Below are 17,904 nucleotides of genomic sequence, written 5' to 3' on the forward strand. Positions count from 1 at the left end.
GTCACCAATGCTTTGTGACGCTCAGGCTTACGAAGCGACCGATGGGAGAATAGTTGGTGGAATCATAGTTGGCGTAGAAGCTGTTGCCCCCGCTTGGTGCAGCATAAGGTGGCCGGGCATTGAACAGGTTGCGAGCGCTGAGTGCAAAATCCCATGCACCAAGCGGGGTGTCGGCTGGCAGGGTGAGAAGGGCGTTCAGATCGAACGTGGTTTGCGATTTTACGTCATTCTCACTTGTGGAGCGCGTATCGCGCAGCCGACCCGAATGGTTGACATAACCTGCCAGCGTGAAGCTGTCCTTGGTCCAGCTTATGTTAAATCGGCCCCGGAATTTGGGTGGATTGTAGATGATGCCGGCGAGGCGGGTAACCGGAGCGTTCTCGTTGATCTGTTCGGTCGATTTAAGCCAAGACCCGTTGCCGCCCACATTCAGTTCGCCCCATGCGCCTATTGGAAGGCTATACCGCCCGCTCAGATCGAAGCCGTGAATCTTCTGCTCAGTGCCGTTGATGAAATTGTTGAAGGCAATGGCGACAACGGACGATGGATCATAGGGCGCGCCGCTGTAATTATTCAGCTGCCCGTTTGTCGACGCGATGAGAGCAGCCTGCGTAGCGGCGTCCGGGGCATAGATCACATAGTCCCCGAAGATGGGATTGCTTAACGCGGAATATTGATTGACCCCAGAGATGGGCTGGATAATCCGGTTTTGGTAACGAATGTTGAAATAGGAAGCGTCCAACTGAAGGCCCGGGATCGCGCTAGGATGCGCACCAAGGGTGATCGTCCAGGTTTCCGCCCTTTCAGGCTTCAGATCGGGATTGCCGCCTTGGCTCATCATGGCGACCGAGCCGCTTGGGAATTGGGATCCGCCATAGGCGGACGCCGCGCGCAGGGTGACATAGCGCATCTGATATTGCTGCAACAGCGTGGGCGCCTTGAACGATTTGCCCCAAGAAGCCTTGAGATCAAAATCGCGGGTCGGTGCATATATGAGGCCGAGCTTGGGCGTGGCGACTTCGTCGATACCGGGATAGCGCTCGTAGCGCAGGGCTCCATTTATCGAAATCTGATAGGCCCAGCTCAAGTCTTGTTCGGGCGATATGAGGGGGACGTTAAGCTCGCCGAAGGCATAGCTGCTATCGATGCTGCCGCCCCCGTTGGACCGGCTGCCAGATGCGTTTGTATCCTCGAAACTATTATATCGGTAACCGCCGCCGATCGCCAGGCGGACGTCCCCCGCCGGCAGACTAAGAAGCTTGCCTTCCGCGCCCAACTCTACCGATCGCGCAACATTGCAATAGCAACCATAGGCCCTGCTCGCGACAGCGCCGTTCGAGTAATAGCGTTGATCGTATTCGGTGCGGTCCCGGCCATAAAGGCCGCTCAGGGTCACCGTCCAGTCGGGATTGATCCTCCAGGCCAGTGATGGGGCCAACGCGAAGCTCTTGTTGACTGGCGTGTTGAGATAGCCCGAACGTGCGTCGAGCGCGAGCATCGAGGATATCTCGCGGCGATTGAAAAGTGCATCGAACGCAAATTCGAGATTCGAGCCGATAGCCTGGTGTCCGCTGAGAATGACGCTGTGATTTTCGCGCTCGGGCAGCAGAGTGGCTGTGTCCGGCATATAGTCGGTGTAGCTGCGATCGCGCGCGGTTATGTCGCTGCCCTTCAGGAAGTCATAGGCCACGATGAATCCGCCAGAGTTCCAGCGGATACCAGCAGTGGCATTATATTGCTGCTCGACATCGCCGCCGTCCGTTGCCGCGCCCCATCTCGCCGAGGTCGAATAACCTTCATAGTCTCGCTTCAGGATGATGTTGACGACGCCGCCCACGGCGTCCGATCCATAAATAGCCGAAGCGCCATCGGGTATGACCTCCATGCGGCTCACGACCGAAACAGGTATCGCGCTGATATCGACTGCCTGGACTGCGGATCCGTAAGAAAGACGGTGGCCGTTGAGCAGAGTCAGCGTGGCGTCGCCGCCGAGGCCGCGGAGGTTCGCCGTCGAGCCGCCGGAGAGGTTTTGGTTGGCGATCCCGACGTTGCCCGGTGCGACCGAGGGATTCTGTCCGCCGTTGAAGCTTTGCGGCAGGGATCGAATGACTTCACCCAGATCATTCTGTCCCGAACGGCGCATTTCCTTTTGCGATACTTCGATCACGGGCGCCGCGATGTTCGCACCCCTGATGCGGGAGCCTGTCACGAGCAGGGTGGCGGATGGGGCATCGCCTTCCTCCGGCAATCGCTGCGAGGTCGGACTCCCCACAATCACAAAGCTGCCGCCATTTTCAATGGCACGCAGACCCGTGCCCTTGAGGAGCATTCGCAGCGCTTGCTCAGGGGCGAAGCGGCCATCCAGCTTGGGCGACATCCGACCTTCCACTTGCGCTGGCTGAAATATGACTTCGCGTCGGAGCCGGGTTCCCAGGGCTCGCAACGCATCGGCGAGATTCTGCGCCTCGATATGAAAGGTCTGATCGGTCTGCGTGTCGGCCAGCAGTCTCGGCGAGGCGGTGGCGAAGCCGACTGCACTCGCTATGGTGATGATGTTGGCGAGATTGTAAACGATTTTCCGCATGGGGGCCCCTTGTCTTCGCATCGTTTTTTGATGCTCTGACTGGCTCCACGTTGCTGGATGTGAATTTATGGGGGTTCGGCACCGCTCTGTGAAATTTTTGTGTCGGATGGCGTCAGGGTGATGGAGTTGTCAGGCGTTTCTGCGATCTTCAAGCCAAAGAGAAGGCTGAGGTTGGTGGCCAGCCTTCGAGGTTCGTCGATCGCAAATGTGCCTGACGCCCGCAGATCAGCGATGGCCGCGATTGGCTGCCTGATCTGGAGACGCGAGTAGCGATTTGCTTCATTGATGAGATCGCCCACCCTTACATCATCGAACTGCCTCATTTTCGAGGTCCAGCTTTCACCTGCAGCCCGAGCGAAGGATGCTGGTAGGTCGCGTACGCCAAAGTCCCCAGCTTCGATCACCTGCCCGGGGCGCAGCAATCTCGGTTTGCGGGTGTGTCCAACAACATGGTCGGCTTGCGCGACGTCCACCGATCCGCGCAGGAGGCGGACAAAATATGTTTGGTCCGAGCGGAAGCCGACATCAAAAACTGTTCCGTGAGCGGTCACGATGGCATTGCCGACAGAAACGATAAACGGCCTCTTATCATGGGCCACTTCGAACCGAGCCTTGCCCTGCTCGAGGCGGAGCGACCTTGAACTTGGCGTAAATTGCATCGATACGATGCTGTCCGTGTCGAGTGTAATCTCTGATCCGTCTGCAAGCTGAACCTTACGGATCTGTCCGACTCTACTTGCGAATTCGGCGGTTTGTTGCCCAGCGTCGGCGACGATTTCGGGTCCGTTCTTTTTGCCTTCATTGCCAGCTGGTATCCAAACGATGGCAGAGAAGGAAAGCAGGATCACAGCGACCGCCGCCGCAAGAGCCACCACATGTCGGCGGTGCGTCGGCGCAGCGTCTGCTTCGGCTTTGGTCGGCGACACCAGCGACTTTCCCATGCTGTAGACTTCCGCTATCCGCGCGTAGGCAATTCGGTGGTCTGGATCTGCGGCAAGCCATGCCTTGAATTCTTGGTCTCGGTTTTGGGCATCTGGACCCTGCATCGCGGCGAACCAGGATGCGGCTTCTTCGCGCAATGCGGAGCGCCTCTCTTGTTCATCAAGCATGTCAGTCGTCCAGAGCTTGTGCGATACGCGCCAGTGCGCGGCCCAGATGATATTGAACGGTAGGTACAGCGATTCCAAGCTTTTCACCGATTTCTCGATAGGTCAGATTCTCCACCCGATGCATGAGGAAGACTTGCCGGGTCTGCTCAGGGAGACCATCGAGGGCAGCCTTGTAGAGACGCATGACATCCTGCCTTTCGATTCCGAAGCTTTGTTCCGGGGCAGCGCCGATCTCGGGTAGGTCATCCAGCGTCGGCCCTATGGTCACCGCCGCACGTCTCGTACTACGCATTCGATCCACGAGAAGATTGCGGGCTATGCGTTGCAGATAGGACGCTGGATGAACGAGTGTCTTCGTACGCATATGGGCTGCAAGCCTGGCAAATGCTTCCTGCATGAGATCGTTGGCGTCTTCATCATCCCGCATGCGTTGCTTGAAATAGCGGATGAGGCCCGGAGCTTCTGTGCTGTAGGTATCACTTAGAATCGTCGTGTATGCGCTGTCTTTTGCGACAGACAGGGCACCGCCTGGATGCTTGTCGGGCATAGGAAGCGGTTGAGCGCGATCCGCCTGGGATCGATTGATGGGGAGAGGACGTAACACGCGAGCTTGGCCAACAGGCCGACAGAATCGGTCCCGAGAATCCCCGGGGGCGATTGAGCTAGGTGTGTCTCAAGCGATGGCGCGCCGTCGCTCCGACCGCCCCAAAAATCAGAGGGGCGTAAGTTATGCCTGACAGGATAATCCTACAGCGGGGCTGTCAGCTAAATCCCACCCCTGCCAGCTTATGATGCCGCGGCCCACTCTGCATATCAAGAGGTCAAGACGAATAGTTATTCCTCATGGGAACGCTCGACCTTGGCACTGCTGAGCGTTGATCCTGCATTGCTTCTATTCTCTCGAGCATGATCCAGGCTGGGCCGAAGCGCTGGCGATCGAACGGCAACATGGCGCGAACGCCAGCGACTTTATTTCAGAAGGATAAGAACGCTGGCGCTGGCGGGTGATCAGGCCGGTGTTGCGCGGTGGCTCGACATTGCGACGCGCTTGGACCAGCTTCTCGATGCGGGCACCATGGTGCATTGAAGGTGGGCAGCTATCTGATCATGTTCCGGCCCGACAGTTTCTCAGCGAGCGTACGGAATGTGATCGACCAGCGGGTCTCTCCCATTTCGGCTATGCTATGCTCCCATTGGTATCGCGCTTCGCCATGAAGGTGATAGACCGAACGCGGCGCGAGCGGAACGGTGACGCGATCGAACCCGCTGGCGTTGCGCCGCCGAAAACGCAAGGGGGCCGACACGCCCAGCGAAATGCCGACGACATGGTCGAAGACGGGGCGATCACGGTGCCAGCCTATGCCGGCACCAGGATCGTAGCGGATGAGGAGCGCCTGGGCGAGGCTGGCGGGCTCAAGGCGGGCAAAGGCAGCGGCTTTTGCACGCACAGGTAGCAGCCAATCCGGTATGGGATCTGTAGCTCCGAAGCGTGCGTCGTCGAAGTCATAGCGCCAGCCATAGGAACTGGTCAGGCGCTTGCCGAGCCAACCCTGGAAACGAAACGGTTCGAGCGCGGATGCGTCAATCCCGTCGATCAGCCTCAACTCTTCATCGCGGGAGATAAGGTCTTCCCAATAGGACAAGCCCGGGATTTTCGGGGTCTCAAACTGGTCGGGGAACAGGCTGGCCATCGACGCCTAGATTGGGAGGCTGCGCGCACAAGGCAATCGCATAGCTGATTTTTTGATGGAGAGCGCGAGGTCCGTAAAGCGTTCGATCAATTCGAGTGAGTTTTGGGCACTGACCGCATTCCGACACTGATTTTATGTTGTTTGGCAAATAGGGCAGGGGCGGTGCGGCTCGGAAAACTGTAATCATCAGTGAGCCGACGTGCAGTTCGAGCCATTTTAGTAGGCTGGGGCGTGCATCTCCCACTCATTCGGGGGCAGGTGTCCTTTGTAAAATCTGACCCTTCGCGGACACGCAGCCTCTGATTTTCAGTTCCTAGCTGCCGACCGTCTGCTTATCCGGGATACATGCAAGATGAGAAGTAAAAGCGCGATTGGGCCGAGGATCGTGGCGGGCAAAGCATAAGCGAGGCGGACCGCGTCGGCGGATGATGTGCCTGATGGGCCGGGTATGATTTTCATCAGCCATAGTGCGCCGCCGCCGCCCAAGCCCATGGCGATTTTAAGCGTTACACTACTCATGCCGTAATAGACGCCGCCCAGCCGCCCCATATCCTGCAACTGGTCGTCGGCAAGATCAGCGACCATCGCGCGCAACAGCATATAGTCGACACCCCATCCCAGCGCGCGGACGGCAATGAAGGCGGCAAATATAACAGGCTGACCTTCCGGGATGCAAAAGAGCAGCGGCGCGGTCAGTCCCTGCCAGCCATAGGTAATCATCAAAGTGCGGTGTCGGCCAATTAGGGCACTGACCCGGCTCCAGATCGGCAACGTCGCCAGAGCAAGGACGGGCTGGACCAGCAACAACGCGGCACCCCACCGGTTCAATCCAAGTGCATCCTCGGCCAGGAACAGGAAGCTGCTGGCCGCCGCTGCGTCCATGATACCGGTCAGCACATACAGCGCAAGAATCGTGCGCATGGACCTATCGCGAAGGATCGACAGAAACAGCAGCAATGGGTTGTCCGCCTTCGACGGCGTGGTGAGGTCAACAGGTTCTTTGAACAGAAGGATCACCGCCACGACGGTGATGGGCGCCAGCAAGGCGATGGCCCAGCCCAGCACTGCCATCTGGCTGTCGCGAGGAACGGCAAAACCGCGTTCCATCAACGCCATGACCCCCAGTAGCCCGAGTGAAGCCAACAGTCCGAACCACACTTTGGCCCCCATGATGCGGGTGCGCTGATGCTTGTCGGGCGACAGTTCCAGCCCCCAGCCGCCATGCGGCGTGATGATGAACGAATAGCCCAGATGCAGCATCAGGCTGGCGGCTATGATTTGCGCCAGTCCAGCGCCGGGCGGTGCCAGAAACAGCAGCAGCGCGCCCACCGGGACCAGAGCGGCCCCCAGCGCCATCCACGGCGTGCGCCTGCCCATGGGCGTGCGAACCGTATCGCTCATCCAGCCTATGATCGGGTCTGCGATCGCGTCCAGAAGCCTCGCCCCTAGCAGGATTGCGCCGACAGCGCCCAATGCGATCCCGATATCCAGGGTCAGGAACCGCGGAAGATAGGCACGCCATGCCATTTCGATTGCCTGAAAGAGCAGCACCGGCAGAGAGAAGGCAGCGAGCCGGACGCGGCTGATGCGCATGCCAGCCGCACGGATCGGCGGGTCTATTCCCGAAGGACGGCCATCGCGCATGCTTGGCCGCTACAGCGCGTCCATGACAGCTTCGTGAATCGGCCCGTGCCGTGCAAAATCAGAGCAATGCCACCAGATCGTTCAGCTCGGCATGGATCGGCGCGCGCGACTCGTCCGCCGTCCAGTCGCCATAATGGCGCGATAGAGAAGAGAGGAAACTCGATAACAACGCTGGTTCCAAATGGTCCGACGTAAGTCGATCCGGCAGGAGCATTTGCAGAAGCGACCGGGACGTGGTGCCGCGCAGATAGCGCAGTTGAAGGCCGAACGGACGCAGCGCGGGATCGCGGGCAACCGCAAGGTGCAGCGCATCAATGCCCCGGCTGCCCGAATTTTCCGCCAGGAAATTGGCGATACTGCCCACCGTGTCGCGACCCGACGGCCAAACGGACGTCTGCGCGCGCAGGCGCGCAACGGCCTTGATATAGAGACCGCCATAGCCAAGCTGGACAAGCTCGGCCTTGGTACGGACCTTATGCGATACCGTGCCAAGCGTCAGGCCAGCACTGGCGGCCACAGCCCGATGGGTCAATCCGCCGGGGCCGACTTCCGCTACCAGGGTTGCTGCTGCCTCTACTATTTGTGCCATGATGCTGTCGTGATCCGGTTCGGCTGGCAAGGCTTCGAGCGCAGCGGCACGGGCAAAATCGCGCCAAGGCGATGGCGGTACCGGATCGCCCATTAGCCACGCCCCAGCCCCACGTGCAAATTCATCGAGCCCGGCACGGTCCACGGACCGACGCCAATCGATCATGTGGAGGGAGGATTCATTTTCGAACAGGCGGTAGGTCACCCCTGCGCCTCTCTCCAAGCCGAAGCACGCCGTCGCTGCCCGCCAGAAGTCGATCCACAGCCTTTGCCACTGCTGCTGAAGCGCTCGGCCAGAGGGGCTACTGGCGCGCAGCAATTGCCCTTCGCGCCACGCAAATGCCAGACGCCGCTCGTTGGATACCCAATCGTCCACGCACGCCGCAAAGAAGGCAGGGAAAGCGCGCGGGTCGCGTGGCATGCCCGCCAATTGTGCGATTCGATCGTCGCACCATTGCCGCGTGAGCCCCTGAACATACTCCTGTGCCAGGACCAACAACTGTTCCAGAGATCCAAAATGATGATAGATTGACGAGGAGGGAACAGAGGCGATGGCCGATAGCTGACGGGCTGAAACGCCTTCATAGCCGCATCGCTCCCATTGCTCCATTACTGCATCTATGAGCCTGTAATCAGACGTTTTTTTCACATTTTCAGCCATATTCATCCGGTCAGTCGCTTGGCGATGGAATGGCAAGGATAGCAAGAGCTTGCGCTGTCGGCGACCCTAGAGCTGGTCCCTCACTACGTTTTCATAGTATGGACGAACGTCACAATAAATACATACAACCGTTCTAGCGGTCGGCACGCCATCTGGGGGACCGACCATGAAATTGCCTTGCAGCCTGCTATTGCGCTCGACCGCTTATTGCGCCCTAATCGCCTTCATCCCGTCCGCCCTCGCTGCGCAGGATGCGCCGCCGATGGCGCGAGCGCCGGACGAAGAAGGCGGCGAGATCATCGTTACAGGGTCAATTCTGTCGGCTCAGCAGGATTCGATCGCGCTCAAGCGCGCCGCCGTGAACCTGTCGGACGTCGCCGCGTCGGATGCCGTTGGGCGTTTCCCCGACCAGAACGCCGCTGCCGCCCTGTCGCGCCTGCCGGCCGTCGCCGTTCAGCGCGATCAGGGCCAGGAACGCTATATCCAGGTGCGCGGTGCGCCCAATCGCTGGACGTCGGTGAGCATCGACGGCATCCCGATGGTCGGCGTGGACGAAGGTGGCGACACCCGCGCCTTCCGTTTCGACGCCATCCCCGCCGTGCTGCTGTCGCAGATGGTCATCAATAAATCGCTGACCAGCGACCTTCAGGCCGACGCGATCGTTGCCACTATCGACCTGCGCACCTATTCGCCGATGGACCGCAAGGGGCTGCATGTGACCGGCGATGCGGGCTATGGCTTCATGGACCTGGGCAAGGGCGAACAGCGGCAGGCGTCGATGCGCCTGTCTTGGTCAAACGACGTGTTCGGGGTCGTGGTCGGCGGGTCGCATTATCGCCGCAAGCAGCTGACCGACAATCGCGAGGTCGGTGCCTATGACGCCAGCGGGCCGACCGAGTTTGATGTGCGGCAATATGAGATCGAACGCTGGAATAACGGTCTGTTCGGCGGGGTCGAATATAGTCCCGAAGAAGGCCAGCGCCTTTATGCCAAGGCGATCTTCTCCGAATTCAACGACAATGAACAGCGCAACCAATATGAGTTTCGCCTGGATCGCGCGACCGGCGGCACCCGCTCGCAAGATAGCGGCACGCTGACGGGCGTGCCTTTGCGGGGCACGTTCAACTTTGGCGAATATCGGAACCGCAACTATATCGGAACGGTCGGCGGCGACTATAAGACAGATGACGGGCTGAGCGCGTCTTTCAAATTCAATTACACGCGCACGGAAAATGCGACGTTCCTGCCCCTCATTCAGGCATCGACCAGCGGGGCGAACAATTTGTCGCTCAGTTATGACAATAGCGATCCGAATTTCCCGATCGTAACCGTCAACGGGCCGTTCAACCAGGCCAGCCTGTCCGCCAGCGGCACGATATTGATCGCTGCGCGGCAGAGGACGATTTCCGACAGCTACACCGCAAAGTTCGACCTTTCCAAAGAGATGGGCGATCTTACACTGTCGGCGGGTGGCCTTTATGCCGATCGCGATATTACGGGCAATAATTTCTCTACCGCCAATGTCGCAGCCATCGGTTCTTTGGGCGCATCAGTCGGGCAACCGTTCAACATCAACGACTATGTTACTAACAGGCCTTGGGAGACCACTTTTCCGCTGGGCGTGACGCTCAACTATGTCGACAATGGTGCCATGCGGGACGATGCTTTGAGCCTGCTCGGCCGCTTGGAGGCGGCTGGCCGCTACAATCCCGCGCTCGATATTCCCGCGAGCGACCGTTATGCCCAGCGCGAACGCACCCTCGCAGCCTATGTCATGGGCAAGGTTGAAAGCGGCGCGCTGACGGCGGTTGGCGGCGTTCGGATGGAACGCTATCTGATGGACAATAGCGGTACCGTGGTTGCCGGCGGCGTCGGAACGCCGCTCACCTTCACATCCAGCAAGACCGACTTTTTTCCGAGCCTCAACATCAAATATGCCGCGACCGACAATCTCGTCCTGCGTCTGGCCGGACAGCGCGGCGTTTCCCGCCCGGCCTATGGAGCGATCCGCGTTGGTGCTGCCATCAATGACACCAACAGCCCCGGCACGATCGGCGGTGGCAACCCCAGCTTGCGGCCAGAATATACCTGGGGCGCGGACGCCAGCATCGAATATTATCTGCCCGGCAACGGCATGGTGTCCATCGCCGCCTTTCACCGCTGGGTGGACGATGTGCTGTACCAAAGCCAGGCACCGGTCGGCAGCGATTTCTATAACTTTGGCGGCGTGGACCGGTCAGCCTATCTGTTGAGCGGTACCTATAATGGTGACAAGGGCAAACTCTATGGCGTCGAATTCAACCTGCTCAAGCAGTTCGACTTCCTGCCCGGCGCGCTCGACGGCTTCGGCTTCCAGGGCAATGTCACCTTGCTGGATGGCAGCTTCGACACGCCCACGCAGCAGAACATCGCTTTTCAGGGCATGTCCAAGCGCATAGCCAATGCGTCGCTCTTTTACGAGAAATACGGCATTTCGGCGCGGGTCAGCTATCAGTGGCGGTCCAACTGGCTCGATACATTGGGCGGCTTTGGTAGCGGCGAATATCGCAAGGGCTATGAAAATCTCGACGTGTCGCTACGCTATGCGCTCAATGAAAACCTGACGCTGTTCGCGGATCTCGCGAACCTGACCGATGAAAAATATATCGCCTATCAGGGTACGACCGCGACGCCGACCGAAGTCGAGCAGATCGGGTCACGTTACCTGTTTGGCGTTCGCTTCAGCTTTTGACGGAGACACAACCGATGCGCATCACCCTTGTCACCGCGCTGCTGCTGGCCACCTCCGTTGCCAGCCCTGCCCTCGGGCGAGAGGCGGCAACGCTTAGCCGTTCCGACGCGGCTACCGTTATACTGGATCGGGGCGACACCAATCCCGTGGCAATCTGGATCAGCCAGGACAACGTCCTTGATACCGACGACCAGCGCGTCGGTACGGACAGGATCAAAGAGGCAGGCAAGGATGGCAAAGTTACACTCGCCATCCCGGCCAACCAGCGCCGCTACGTCCTGCTTCAGGACGTCAAGGGCGACGTGACCGTAGTCGCCGAGCGGGTTCTTCCGCTGGAACAGGGCAGCAACTTTCGCGACATTGGCGGCTACGTCACTAAGGACGGCCGCACCGTGCGCTGGGGCAAGGCCTTCCGCTCCGGTGCAATGCCGCTATTGAGCGAGGCGGATTACAGCCTGATCGATCAGCTTGGCGTTGGATCGGTGATCGATCTGCGGTCGCTGGAGGAACGAGAGGTCGCCCCAGATCTAGTGGATGACCGCACGGGCGCGCTTTTCATTTCCAATGACTATTCGCTCAAGCCTCTGATGGCCAATTTCGGCAAGGGCAATGGCGAGAATGTCTATCAGGGCATGGAAAAACTGCTGATTCCGCAATTGCGCGCCTTGTACCAAAGGATCAATGCGAACGAAGGCGCGGTCATTTACCATTGTTCGGCGGGGCAGGACCGTACCGGCATGGCGACTGCTTTGCTCTATGATATGCTGGGCGTTGATCGCGAGACGATCCTGAAGGACTATCATATGTCCACTGCGCTGCGCCGCCCGCAATGGGAAATGCCCGAGGTCGATCCCGCCGACCATCCCAACAATCCCATCCTGAAATATTATTTTTCGAAGGATGAGGCGCAGCGCAAGATCGCGGAGCCGCTCTACACGCGAAGTGGCGCATCGCATTTGGCGCAGTTTTTCACCTATATTGATGCACAATATGGTGGTTCGGAAGGCTTCATGAAAAAGGCTTTGCAGCTAACCGACGCCGATGTCGGAAAGCTGCGTGCGACGATGTTGCGGTAGCTTGCCAACTAGAGCATTCACTCGGAACCGACCCATTCGAGACGCTCAATCGTCTGTTGCTCATCCCTGGAAACGGACTGTCCGGTACGCCACGGTTGGGCGTAAAGCGGCGAATTTCGCTTTCGTTTCTGTGGTTTGCCTTAATGGGAAGGGGCGCCGACCACGATTGAGGGCGCCCCTTTGCTGGGACGATTATTGGGCGATCTTCTCCCTAGCGGCAAGCTGGCGCGCAGCAGTAGCGGCGGCGTCGGCAGCGGTCACGATGCCGTCCTTGTCATTATCCTGCTCGGCAAAGGCGCGCGCGCCCGACAGGTCATATTCGGCCTGGATCATCTTGCCGTCCTTGTCCTTGTCCAGCACGCCGAAGCGAACATGGGTCTGGCGGATCTGGCGCTGGCGTTCCTCATTCTTCTTCTCGTCGCTACGGTCGGAAGCGGCGAGTTGCTGCTCCAGGCGCGTGCTATATTCCTTTACATATTCGTCCTCCGACACCCAGCCGTCGCCATTGGCGTCGGTCGTCTTGAAACGGGCGCCGCGGCCGGCGTCGAACTCGGCGCGGGTGACCTGGCCATCATGATCGGCGTCATAATCGTGGATGAAGGCCGATCCTTCATGCGGCGCGGCGACGGCCGTGCCGGTCAGCGCGAGCAAGGCTGCGGTCAGGGAAAGCTGGAATTTCATAAGATCTCCGTCGAAAGGAAAGGGGGCAGCGCTCAGGCCGCGTCGAAAGCCAATGTGTAGGTGTAGCTGCGATAAGGCGTTTCCGACCCTGCCGGGGCAGCGCTGCGGTGGCGCACCAGGATCAGATAGGTACCGGCATCATCGGGCTTCAGGGTGAAGCGGCCATCGGTACCGCTCTTCACCTGCGCCGCCACCTTGCGCCCGTCATACAGGCCAGCGCTGCGGAACAGGGTGATGCCTGCATTGGCGAGCGGCTTGCCATCAAACAGCAGCGCGAAACTGGCGTCGGAACCCGCGACGATGCCATTGGGATGGGTGATCGCCTGGATCTCCAGCGCCTTGCCAATGGGCTTGAGCGCCGCTTCGGTCGGCTGGCCGCGCGTCACATAGGCGTCGGCCAGGGTCATGCTCTGCACCTCGACCTGTTCGGCATTGACGGGCGCCGCGCCGCCTTCGCCCCGCATCGCCCATGTGTCGCCTTGCCTGAACATCTTGCCTTTGCGTCCGGCACGCTGGCCGCTGGTTACGCGATAGGTGCCGTCGGTAGGGATCGATGCCTCAAAGATGCTGAGGTCGCGCAAATGGGTGACCGGCCCGGTAGGCAGGTCAGTCCCGTCCGGCCCGACCAGATGGAAGGGCGCGTCACGCATAGCGACTTCGGGCAGGAAGGCGTCTTCGGCAAAGGCCGACTGCACGGTGATATGGTCGCCGTTGCCCACATCGAACAGCGTCGGCAGCATATAGGGCATATGCGCCGATGCCGCGGAGGCAACGGTGAGGGTCAGCAGCAGCGCTGCGCAGCGGAATGGCGATTGTTTCATGGAGTCCCCTTTCTCTCTCGCCACACATATATATAATGAGACTCACTTGCAATATCATCTGTAACTGATAATTGCATCGCCGTCGGGGTTATCCACGCGCCATGCACTTTCGCCGAAAATGGGGGCCGCATATATGATGAAGACCAGACTGACACTGCTGTTGGGAACAGCGCTGACCCTCACGCCGATTCAGGCATGGGCGCAGAATGACGCCGATGCGCCGGAAACGACGCGCATGGTGCTCGACCGCATGGTCATCTCCGCTGGCACGGAAAAGGTCGCGATCGACACGCCACAGGCGGTAAGCACGCTGGACCAGGAGGATATCGAACAGATTCAGGCGACGACCATGGGCGACCTGCTGGAAGCTATGCCGGGCGTCAACGTCCAAGGCGGCGTCGGCCAGCTCGGCCAGGGCTTCAACATCCGCGGCATGGGTACGGCAATCGGCGACAGCGACAACCGCATCCTGCTGACGGTCGATGGCGTCACCAAATTCTACGAACAATATCGCATGGGCGCGCTCTTCACCGAGCCTGAACTTTACAAGCGGGTTGAAGTGCTGCGCGGCCCGGCCTCCTCGACCCTCTATGGTGCCGGGGCGCTGGCGGGCGTGGTCAATTTCACGACCAAGGATGCATCAGACTTTCTGAGCGAGGGTGATCCGCTGGCGGTACGCCTGAAAGCTGCAACCGAAACCAATGCGCAGGCGCACACCCTGTCGGGCATCGTCGCGGTGCAACCGACCGAGGGCGTCGAACTGCTGGGCAGTTACAATTATCGCCGTACCGACGATTATAAGAGCGGCAATGGCGATACAGTCGCGGCCTCCGCCACACTGTCCGACAGCTGGCTGGTCAAGGGCCGCGTCGCGATCGGCGGCAACAGGAAGCACGCCATCTGGGCCAGCTATCAGGACTGGATCAGCGACGCGCCGCAGGTCTATGACCAGATTTCCGCCGCCACCGGCGCTGCGTTGATGCGCCGCCGTGTCCACGACAAGACCGCCGTGCTTGGCTATGTCAACGATTTCACCGGCAACAAGATCTTCAATGTAGAGGCGCAGGTCGCCTATTCACTATCGAAGGTGCACCAGACCGAAACGACCTTCTTGGGGCCACTCGCCTATTCCGACTTCTCTTATGAAAGCTGGCAGGCGAAGGTGCAGAATACCAGCGAGCTCGACATGGGCGGCGACTGGACGACTTTCCTGATCCTGGGCGGCCAGTGGAGCAAGCAGCAACGACGCAACCCGCGCGTGGCGCTGGACGGCACGGTGACGCCGGGCGCGGGTACCCACCCCGAAGGCGACATGAGCCGCTATGGCCTGTTTGGCCAGCTAGAGATCGTCTGGTCCGACAAGCTGACGATCATGCCGGGTGTCCGCGTCGATTGGACCGACCTGAAGCCCGGCGACACGGTTGTCGGTGGCGTCAAGCTGACGGACAAGGTCAAGGATAGCGGCGTGTCGCCCAAACTGGCCGCGCTTTATAATTTCACACCGTGGTTCGGCCTTTTCGGTTCGGTCGCGCACACGGTACGGATGCCCAATGTGGACGAAATCTTCACCCGTTCGGCGACCCGTCCCAACAATCCCGACCTGAAGCCCGAAAAATCGGACAATATCGAAGTCGGCTTCACCTTCTCTTTCGACGATATGCTGGGCAAGGGCGACCGCTTCCGCGCGAAGACCACTCTGTTCCAGAATGACGTCAAGGATTTGATCGTCAACGTCACGGCTGCGGCAGGCACGCCCTATTTCCAGAATATCAACCGTTCGCGCTTCAAGGGGCTGGAGGTCGAGGCCGAATATGGCGTTGGCGGCTTCTTCGCCCGCGGCAACGCCTCCTTCATCGACGGCAAGAACCGGCTGACGGGCGACTATCTCAATACCATCCCGGCCAACGACTATCGCCTGACCCTGGGCTATGCCGATGCGGCGAGCGGCCTGTCTGGCGGTTGGACCGGCGAGTTTGCCGAACGGCAGGACAAGGTGACGGCCGGAGCCTTCTCCTCGGCCGGTTCGGGGCTGCCAACGCCTGGCTACACCGTCCACAATCTCTTCTTCGCCTTCAAACCGCAGAGCGGCGCGGCCAGGGGATTTGAATTCCGCATCGCCATGGATAACGTCTTTGACAAATACTATCGCCGTCATCTCTCCTCGCTCGCGGCAGAGGGACAGAGCTTCAAGTTCACCGTGGCAAACACCTTCTGACGCGATGGCACGGGCAGCACATCCTTTCCGCATCGGCGGGCCGGCAGTGGCATCGATGCTAGTCAACGGCTTGCTGATCGCGGCGCTGCTGAACCTTGGCATGGGGCATGTCAGCCGCCGAACCGAACCGGCGGCGCTGACGGTCCTGTCCCTGGCGCTGCTCAAGGGTGTGGAGCAGGGCCAGGAAGAGGCGGAGACGGCCACGCCCAGCACGCCCAGCACGCCCGCCGCGGTCCCGCCTCTGCAGACCGAACCGCTGCCCGCACCGCAACAGCAAATCGCAACGCGCGCCGCGCCACCGATAGCGCCATCCCGCATTGCCCTTCCCATGCTGATGCAACCGACCGCACTCGCTGCCAATCCTGCCGCGCCGCCGTCGCAGCCTGCGCAGCAAGCCATAGCTGCGGTTGCCGCCTCGACCGCGCCCCCACCGCGTCGCGGCGTCGCGGACGGCCCGGACGTGAAGGCACCGTCCGGCACTAGCCGCAGCTATGCCGCCAAGGTTCGCTCCTGGCTCTACGCGCATAAAATCTATCCCCGCCGGGCCCGGATGCGACGGGAGGAGGGGCGTGTGCAGGTCCGCTTCGTCCTCGACCGAGCCGGCATGTTGCTGGAAGGTGCGGTCGTCCAGGGATCGGGCAATGCCGTGCTGGACGATGAGGCCGAAGCGATGCTGCGTCGCGCATCCCCTTATCCTCGCGCACCCGCCGAACTATCAGGCGAGCGCATCGAGTTCACTGCGCCGATCATATTCACCCTGCCAGCATAGCGGCGACATTGATCTTGCCCAGGACCGATCGGCATAGATTTCATACCCGCTCCATCTTGGGCTTGCGGGATGCCTGAGGGGGTCCAGGCCTTCAATGATTGACAAAATGCCGGCAGACAAAAGCGACCCTTTATCGCCATTTAGACGCGTATTTTTGATCCCCAGATGCCGACCGACAGCTTTTCCATCATGTTCGATCGAGATGGCGGATTTCCGACTGTCCGGATATGGGCAGGATGATAGAGACTAGCGCCGATCAGCTTTTAGCCCATGCTCATTCTAGGACGCCACAAGAGCAGCCTCTTGGCTGTCAATCAACTTTGCATGTTACGATATGTGCACGGGATTGGCCGAAATGGGGCTGAACCCGGAGGTAACAAAGACGCTGGTTTCAATCCGGACGTGGGGGACAGGGTTTACTGTTATGCCGGTTGACGATTGCTTTCGCTTGCTCGCGATATGCGTCGGCGCGCTGAAGATGCTCGGCCGAATCCGCTTGCAGCCCAGACGATGCCGCTTCGTCCGCCTTCTGTTGTTCCTCGACTGCCATGTTCAGAAACCGGACGTATTCTTGATCTGCTGGCATATCTTCCTCCGAGAGCCGAAAGAACATTGGTAACCATCGGGGCTACGTTTCGTGCCTATCGATCGATGTTTTCGTCCCGTCCCAACGACGATTAATCGTTAACAGCGTTCGCAGCTATGTCTTGTAACGACAATTGATAGCTCATTGCCTCAGCGGCCCGCTCTCCGTAACACCGGGCTAAGCGCGTATGCGATTGCGCCGCCCATTCTGTTCTGGCTCGGGCAGCAAGGTCTCGGTGCCTCCTCGACCGGGTCGAGTAGTAGAAGAACGACAGACCGTTCATGCGACATCCCTCAATCAGTCGGTTTGCACGACTCGACCGCACTATCGTGCGCCACCAGTGTTAACAAAGGTCGCTGCAACTCTAGCGACCGGTACGCCGCCGTAACAGGCATCTGGTGTGCATATTCCCAACGTTTGGCTGATAGGCACATGTCGGGTTCGGAGTTGGGATGTGGCAATAGCTGCCGTTCGCGCGCGTCGCCTATGGGGCCTCGCTTAATGTGCCCACATGCCGGTCTGCCATAGTCACGCGGCTGCCCTACATAACCCTACCATAGAACGCGTCAACGCGAGACCGAGCCTTGCGAGGCATTCGACATCAATGAATGCCTCGAGATTTGCAGACAGGCGGCTGTTTGACGATCAGCCTCGGAGATCGTCATAATCGGCAAGTTCCAGCCGAGCGTCCGGCTACATTTTGCAACTCGATGCGCGGTCGCACGTTGAAGAATTGACGCTGTAAATC

General features: G+C 59.7%; 13 protein-coding genes. 4 read left to right on the forward strand and 9 right to left on the reverse strand.

Annotation, left to right across the window (positions count from 1 at the left end; translation table 11 throughout):
* Window position 1 precedes the first annotated feature (1 nt).
* From J2W40_RS12955 to J2W40_RS12980, 6 genes are all read right to left on the reverse strand, one after another.
* Window positions 2–2,584 (reverse strand): TonB-dependent receptor, encoded by a 2,583-nt coding sequence (locus tag J2W40_RS12955; protein WP_310225409.1) that lies wholly within the window; start codon window positions 2,582–2,584, stop codon window positions 2–4.
* Window positions 2,585–2,649: 65 nt separating this feature from the next.
* On the reverse strand, window positions 2,650–3,693 hold the full coding sequence (locus tag J2W40_RS12960; RefSeq protein WP_310225411.1) for a FecR family protein: 1,044 nt from the start codon (window positions 3,691–3,693) through the stop codon (window positions 2,650–2,652).
* A gap of 1 nt (window position 3,694) precedes the next feature.
* Entirely contained in the window at window positions 3,695–4,240 is a 546-nt protein-coding gene (locus tag J2W40_RS12965) for an RNA polymerase sigma factor (protein ID WP_310225413.1), read from the reverse strand.
* A 550-nt stretch (window positions 4,241–4,790) separates the two neighbouring features.
* On the reverse strand, window positions 4,791–5,384 hold the full coding sequence (locus tag J2W40_RS12970; RefSeq protein ID WP_310225415.1) for an alpha-ketoglutarate-dependent dioxygenase AlkB: 594 nt from the start codon (window positions 5,382–5,384) through the stop codon (window positions 4,791–4,793).
* A 306-nt stretch (window positions 5,385–5,690) separates the two neighbouring features.
* Entirely contained in the window at window positions 5,691–6,977 is a 1,287-nt protein-coding gene (locus tag J2W40_RS12975; RefSeq protein WP_310225417.1) for an MFS transporter, read from the reverse strand.
* Between the two features lie 109 nt (window positions 6,978–7,086).
* Window positions 7,087–8,283: a TetR/AcrR family transcriptional regulator gene (locus J2W40_RS12980; protein ID WP_409050373.1), complete on the reverse strand. Its 1,197-nt coding sequence runs from the start codon at window positions 8,281–8,283 to the stop codon at window positions 7,087–7,089.
* A 160-nt stretch (window positions 8,284–8,443) separates the two neighbouring features.
* Between J2W40_RS12980 and J2W40_RS12985 the strand changes: the two genes are divergently transcribed.
* A complete protein-coding gene (locus J2W40_RS12985; RefSeq protein WP_310225422.1) occupies window positions 8,444–11,008 on the forward strand; it encodes a TonB-dependent receptor in 2,565 nt (854 codons plus the stop codon).
* 14 nt (window positions 11,009–11,022) lie between these two features.
* Window positions 11,023–12,084, forward strand: a complete 1,062-nt coding sequence (locus J2W40_RS12990) for a tyrosine-protein phosphatase (RefSeq protein WP_310225424.1) — start codon at window positions 11,023–11,025, stop codon at window positions 12,082–12,084.
* A 192-nt stretch (window positions 12,085–12,276) separates the two neighbouring features.
* Here the strand turns inward: J2W40_RS12990 and J2W40_RS12995 are convergent, their stop codons facing one another.
* The gene (locus J2W40_RS12995; RefSeq protein ID WP_310225426.1) at window positions 12,277–12,765 is read right to left on the reverse strand and encodes an EF-hand domain-containing protein; all 489 of its coding nucleotides are present in this window, start codon (window positions 12,763–12,765) and stop codon (window positions 12,277–12,279) included.
* A gap of 32 nt (window positions 12,766–12,797) precedes the next feature.
* A complete protein-coding gene (locus J2W40_RS13000; protein WP_310225428.1) occupies window positions 12,798–13,586 on the reverse strand; it encodes a DUF4198 domain-containing protein in 789 nt (262 codons plus the stop codon).
* A gap of 133 nt (window positions 13,587–13,719) precedes the next feature.
* Here J2W40_RS13000 and J2W40_RS13005 point away from each other — a divergent pair, with 133 nt between their 5' ends.
* Together J2W40_RS13005 and J2W40_RS13010 are read left to right on the forward strand one after the other, a co-directional pair.
* Complete coding sequence (locus J2W40_RS13005; protein WP_310225430.1) at window positions 13,720–15,801, forward strand: TonB-dependent receptor domain-containing protein; 2,082 nt, start codon at window positions 13,720–13,722, stop codon at window positions 15,799–15,801.
* 55 nt (window positions 15,802–15,856) lie between these two features.
* Entirely contained in the window at window positions 15,857–16,570 is a 714-nt protein-coding gene (locus J2W40_RS13010; RefSeq protein ID WP_310225534.1) for an energy transducer TonB, read from the forward strand.
* Window positions 16,571–16,961: 391 nt separating this feature from the next.
* On the opposite strand, the gene J2W40_RS13015 is transcribed toward J2W40_RS13010, so the two are convergent.
* A complete protein-coding gene (locus tag J2W40_RS13015; protein WP_310225432.1) occupies window positions 16,962–17,120 on the reverse strand; it encodes a hypothetical protein in 159 nt (52 codons plus the stop codon).
* Between the last annotated feature and the right edge of the window lie 784 nt (window positions 17,121–17,904).

Origin of the sequence: Sphingobium xenophagum (assembly GCF_031457465.1) — a bacterium.
In the GTDB taxonomy this organism is placed as follows: domain Bacteria; phylum Pseudomonadota; class Alphaproteobacteria; order Sphingomonadales; family Sphingomonadaceae; genus Sphingobium; species Sphingobium xenophagum_A.

Excerpts from the sequence above, each read along its gene's own strand:
- J2W40_RS12955 (WP_310225409.1), bottom strand. The coding sequence starts at position 2,584 with ATGCGGAAAATCGTTTACAATCTCGCCAACATCATCACCATAGCGAGT.
- J2W40_RS12960 (WP_310225411.1), bottom strand. The coding sequence starts at position 3,693 with ATGCTTGATGAACAAGAGAGGCGCTCCGCATTGCGCGAAGAAGCCGCA.
- J2W40_RS12965 (WP_310225413.1), bottom strand. The coding sequence starts at position 4,240 with ATGCCCGACAAGCATCCAGGCGGTGCCCTGTCTGTCGCAAAAGACAGC.
- J2W40_RS12970 (WP_310225415.1), bottom strand. The coding sequence starts at position 5,384 with ATGGCCAGCCTGTTCCCCGACCAGTTTGAGACCCCGAAAATCCCGGGC.
- J2W40_RS12975 (WP_310225417.1), bottom strand. The coding sequence starts at position 6,977 with ATGCGCATCAGCCGCGTCCGGCTCGCTGCCTTCTCTCTGCCGGTGCTG.
- J2W40_RS12980 (WP_409050373.1), bottom strand. The coding sequence starts at position 8,283 with ATGAATATGGCTGAAAATGTGAAAAAAACGTCTGATTACAGGCTCATA.
- J2W40_RS12985 (WP_310225422.1), top strand. The coding sequence starts at position 8,444 with ATGAAATTGCCTTGCAGCCTGCTATTGCGCTCGACCGCTTATTGCGCC.
- J2W40_RS12990 (WP_310225424.1), top strand. The coding sequence starts at position 11,023 with ATGCGCATCACCCTTGTCACCGCGCTGCTGCTGGCCACCTCCGTTGCC.
- J2W40_RS12995 (WP_310225426.1), bottom strand. The coding sequence starts at position 12,765 with ATGAAATTCCAGCTTTCCCTGACCGCAGCCTTGCTCGCGCTGACCGGC.
- J2W40_RS13000 (WP_310225428.1), bottom strand. The coding sequence starts at position 13,586 with ATGAAACAATCGCCATTCCGCTGCGCAGCGCTGCTGCTGACCCTCACC.
- J2W40_RS13005 (WP_310225430.1), top strand. The coding sequence starts at position 13,720 with ATGATGAAGACCAGACTGACACTGCTGTTGGGAACAGCGCTGACCCTC.
- J2W40_RS13010 (WP_310225534.1), top strand. The coding sequence starts at position 15,857 with ATGCTAGTCAACGGCTTGCTGATCGCGGCGCTGCTGAACCTTGGCATG.
- J2W40_RS13015 (WP_310225432.1), bottom strand. The coding sequence starts at position 17,120 with ATGGCAGTCGAGGAACAACAGAAGGCGGACGAAGCGGCATCGTCTGGG.